The organism is Rhodopirellula sp. JB055 (assembly GCF_043100905.1).
In the GTDB taxonomy this organism is placed as follows: domain Bacteria; phylum Planctomycetota; class Planctomycetia; order Pirellulales; family Pirellulaceae; genus Rhodopirellula.
The window spans coordinates 1-4,482 of sequence record NZ_JBICHO010000404.1; the positions used below are offsets into that span (position 1 = coordinate 1).

Sequence of the window (4,482 nt, forward strand, 5' to 3'; positions counted from 1 at the left end):
TTCAAATGCCGGCCGTGACGATCAAAGTCCGTGGCCAAGTGATCCAGCAATTCTGGGTGCGTTGGGCGCATTCCCAAAACGCCGAAGTCATCGGTCGTTGGCACGATGCCACGGCCCATCAAGTGATGCCATAACCGATTGGTGATCACCCGAGAAGTCAGTGGGTTGCGTGGGTCATTGATCTCGTCGGCCAATTCCAAACGCCCGCTTCCTTGCTCGTCACCGATGCGTTCACCGCCGGTGATCGCGGTCAAGAAATGTCGCGGCTCGATGTCGCCTTCGCTGGACGAGTTGCCTCGAATCAAGATCGCTGCGTCTTCCCCGCTCCCGTCGATCATCCCGATCGCCACACGCGATCGCTTTTGAATCTGAGCGACCAACTGCTGACGCTCTTGGAACCATTCCATTTGCCAGGCTGCCATCTCAGAACGCAGCCCCTCATCCGCTGCGACACGTTCACGGATTTGGGTTTCCAATTCGCCGATGCGTTCGGCTTGCTCGTCCAAGAGCGCCTGAATGCTCTGTCGCGTCTGCTTCACCTCCCCTTTGGATGATTGCGCCACACTCAAAATTTCGATCGCTTGATTTTCAGCGGGCGTGAATTCCAAGTGCAAACGATGCCCGATGTAACGGGCCAAATTCAACTGAACCCAACCATCCACCTCGTTGAACTTGACGATCGTTTCACCATGCAACGGTCCATCGACCAACCGATGAGAATCCACGCAAGCGAAAACGTTTCCAGTCCCACGAACTCGGATCGAGACAATCGGTTCGGTCAAAGAAAACGTGGGCAAGCGAAGCGTCCGACCGGCTCGCGGGTACGCTCGCAATTTTCCGCGGGCGTTGGTGGCTTTTGAACGAATGGATTCCAACCCGTTCCATGACACATCGTTTTTGGCCGCGGCGTTGCGAACCAACGAGACCATCTTGTCAGCCACTGGTTCCGAAGCAGCGGGCTCCAACAACTGCGGTTCTCCGGATCGCATCGGCTTCGCACCAAAGATGAATCCGTTTTGGCGATAGTCGCCTGCATCGAGCTGATCAAACGCGTGCACCACCGAATCAGGCCAAGCCATGGTTGGTCCCGATCGCTCCGCCGCATCATAAAGATCCTCAAAATTCGCCACAAATTTTTTGCGGTAGTTCTCATCCAGTTCCCGAATTTGCTTCGCGACCTGACGATTGTGCTCGATCGAATCAAATCGAATCTCCGCGTAATCGCTGCTCTGCAGAAACCCCGTCAGCGAGTAATAATCGGCCGTCGAAATCGCGTCGAACTTGTGGTCGTGGCAACGAGCACAGGCAACCGTCACCCCTTGAAACGTTTTCGACATCACATCGATCATGTTGTCGATGCGGTCCGATTCGTCACTGCGAATATCTACCGGCGAATGAACCCACTCGCCCAAATGCCAAAACCCGGTCCCCAAAATCGATTCATTGAACGGCCTGCCGCCTTCGCCATCATGAAAACTCATTCGCGGCTGAGTCATCAAATCACCGGCAATGTGCTCCCTGACCCATTGATCATACGGCACGTCCGCGTTGAGGCCTCGAACAACGTAATCTCGGTACCGGTCCGCATTGGGAATGTCCGCGTCAAACTCATGACCACGTGATTCCGCGTACCGAACCAAGTCCAACCAATGACGCCCCCAGCGGTTGCCAAACTCGGGTGACGCCAGCAGCCGATCCAATAACCGCCGCATCGCGTCGGGGCGACCGTCACTTTCAAAACCGGCGACTTCTTCTGGTGTTGGTGGCAATCCTGTCAGAGCAAACGTCAGTCTCCGCACCAACGTGCCACGGTCGGCGGGCCGCGAAGGAGACAACCCCGCGTCCTCCAACCCGGACAAGATGAACCGATCGATCGAATCCCTCGCCCAAGCCGGATCGCTGACCTCAGGTGCGACGCGATCTTTGACGGGCTGCCAAGCCCAATGCGTTTCGCGGCGGTCATCCAAATCAAATGACTTCGCTTCGCTGTCGGCGCCTTCAGGCAATGGCTCTTCCGGCCAATAGGCTCCCTCTGAAACCCACCGTTCCAAAACGGCGATGTCGTCGTCGGAAAGCTTGCCCGATGGCGGCATCTCATACGATTCAAAGCGGACCGCTTCGATCAACAAACTGTCATCGACTTCGCCCGCAACGAGCGCGGGTCCAGTGTCACCGCCACTGAGCAAAAAGGATCCGTGGTCGACACGCAGTCCGCCTTGCCGCTCATCCGGGTCCTCACCGTGGCACTCATAGCAATGCTCGCTCAGCAACGGGCGAACACGATTCTCAAAAAAATCTCGTTTCGCCGACACGTCATCCGCCCAACAATTGCCCGCCAACAACACTCCCACCATCACCAAAGGTGTCAGACACCTTTTTGGAAGACTGGGCAATATCTGATGAGCGTCAGAAAAGTACGGGGCACCTTCTTTGCGATTCAGGCGACCTGTCTGCCACGAATTGAAATCACCTGAACCACCCAGAAGGAACCTGACAACTTTCTGAAAGGCCCCTTGGGTGAATGAGGGTGCGGGCCGGCTTGAACATCGATACGGCATGGGTTGGGTTCGTCGGGTGGGCATCTGGCGAGAGTGAATCACATGATTGGCTAAGATCTGGGCGCGACCAACCTGTCATTTGGAGCGTTCCATTTTAGCTGGTTCTGGCACAGGGATGTCCTTCAATAAACGCTGAATCACGGAATCCGTGTCCATCCCCTCGGCTTGAGCTTGGAAGTTGGTCGCGATGCGGTGACGCAGCACTGGAAGGGCAATCCTTTGAATGTCACCAGGCTCCACACTGAAGCGTCCATTCATCGCCGCAATGGCTTTTCCACCCGCAATCAGGTTCTGTCCCGCTCGTGGGCCCGCCCCCCAATCGACTAACTCACGCACATACTTGGGAGCCGATTCATCGGTCGGTCGAGTCGCACGAACCAACTGAGCGGCGTAGCGAATCACCAGCGGTCCCGCAGCGATGCTGCTGACCAATCGTTGGCAATTCAAGATCGCTCGAGCTGAGAGGATCTTGTTGACCGACGCGGATTCGCCTCGCGTCGTCGCCGTCAAAATTTTCTCTTCCTCTTCCGCAGAGGGATATCCGATTTTGATGTTGAACATGAACCGGTCAAGCTGAGCCTCAGGCAGTGGATAAGTCCCTTCCTGCTCCACCGGGTTTTGCGTCGCGATCGTGAAAAACGGATCGGGCAACGTGTGGGTCTCTCGCCCTACCGAAACCTGCCGTTCCTGCATCGCCTCAAGCAGCGCCGCTTGCGTCTTGGGCGGCGTCCGGTTGATCTCGTCGGCAAGCAAGATATTTGCGAAAATCGGACCTTCGACAAACCGGAAACTTCGCCGCCCCGATTCGTCCTCTTCCATCACCTGTGTCCCGGTGATGTCCGACGGCATCAAGTCCGGCGTGAACTGCACCCGTTTAAACGACACATCCAAAATATTCGCCAGCGTGCTGACCATCAAAGTCTTCGCCAGCCCCGGTACACCCTCGAGTAAACAGTGACCTCGGGTAAAGATGGCTGCTAGCAACTGTTCGATCGTGTCGGTTTGGCCCACAATGACCTTTGCCAACTCATCCCGCATCTTCTTTTGGTGTTCCGAGAACTCTCGCAACACGTCTGCCAAATTGCGGGGCTTGGACGCATCCCCCGAACTCGCACTGGACGCTGCATTTCCAGCCGCGGGGTTCATCGGTGGAGGGGTCGGAACCGAAGGATCAGCCATGAATCACAGTCCAAATCACATTGTTTCGAGTCGCACGGGTTGCCGCCGCAGCAGTCACGTTCGCGGTGTCTTGGATCCAAACCAATCCGGCCGAACAAACGCATGCGGAAGCCAACGCAGTTTACGCCTTGCGGCGAACAAGCGATATCGGTGTGCCGTCATGGCCGCGTTAGGTGCGGTGACTCTGCTTATCGGCATGGCGCCACGCTGCACCGCACAAAACAATCGCGGACGCATCGATGCCCCCACGGTTCAGCGTGCCATCGATCGCGGGATCGAATACCTTCGCAAATCGCAAACGGATCGTGGGGGCTGGGACGAGTACCCCGGCCAATCCTGCGGGCTGTCGTCGCTGTGCACCCTGGCTTGGCTCAACGCCGGCGTGTCACGAAATGATCCCGACATGCTCCGAGCCCTGCACTACCTTCGTCGGTTCGAGCCCACCCAGACCTACGCCGTCAGTCTGCAGACCTTGGTTTTCTGTCATGTCGGAGCCCTCGAAGACCTGCCCCGAATCCGCCGCAATGTGGCTTGGTTGTCCGCCCAACAAATGCCAGCCAACTCGAGAAACCCGGGGGCCTGGAACTACGGCGACCAATCCGGCAGGGGAGACCCCGCCAAAAACCCCGTCGACACCACCCATGTACGGGTAGCCCCGAGCCACCAACCCCAAATGGCGGTTGGGCGGGTATCCCCGGCCGGAATTGTCGCCGTAGTTACCGGCCCCCGGGTTTATAGAGTTTGG

General features: G+C 57.2%; 2 protein-coding genes and 1 pseudogene. 1 reads left to right on the forward strand and 2 read right to left on the reverse strand.

The annotated features are described in order from the left end of the window. Both ACF8AM_RS15810 and ACF8AM_RS15815 read right to left on the reverse strand, forming a co-directional pair. Positions 1-2,312, reverse strand: a 2,312-nt coding sequence (locus ACF8AM_RS15810) for a DUF1549 domain-containing protein (RefSeq protein ID WP_392556559.1), incomplete at its 3' end; no start/stop codon positions are given. A gap of 321 nt (positions 2,313-2,633) precedes the next feature. Next, positions 2,634-3,737 (reverse strand): AAA family ATPase, encoded by a 1,104-nt coding sequence (locus ACF8AM_RS15815; protein WP_392556560.1) that lies wholly within the window; start codon positions 3,735-3,737, stop codon positions 2,634-2,636. On the opposite strand from ACF8AM_RS15815, the pseudogene ACF8AM_RS15820 reads away from it, so the two are divergent. Next, a pseudogene (locus ACF8AM_RS15820) lies at positions 3,649-4,482 on the forward strand (hypothetical protein); the annotation flags it as partial. The gene ACF8AM_RS15815 and the pseudogene ACF8AM_RS15820 overlap by 89 nt on opposite strands.

Bases quoted from the DNA above. Each gene is read 5' to 3' on its own strand.
- ACF8AM_RS15815 (WP_392556560.1), bottom strand. From the start codon at position 3,737: ATGGCTGATCCTTCGGTTCCGACCCCTCCACCGATGAACCCCGCGGCT.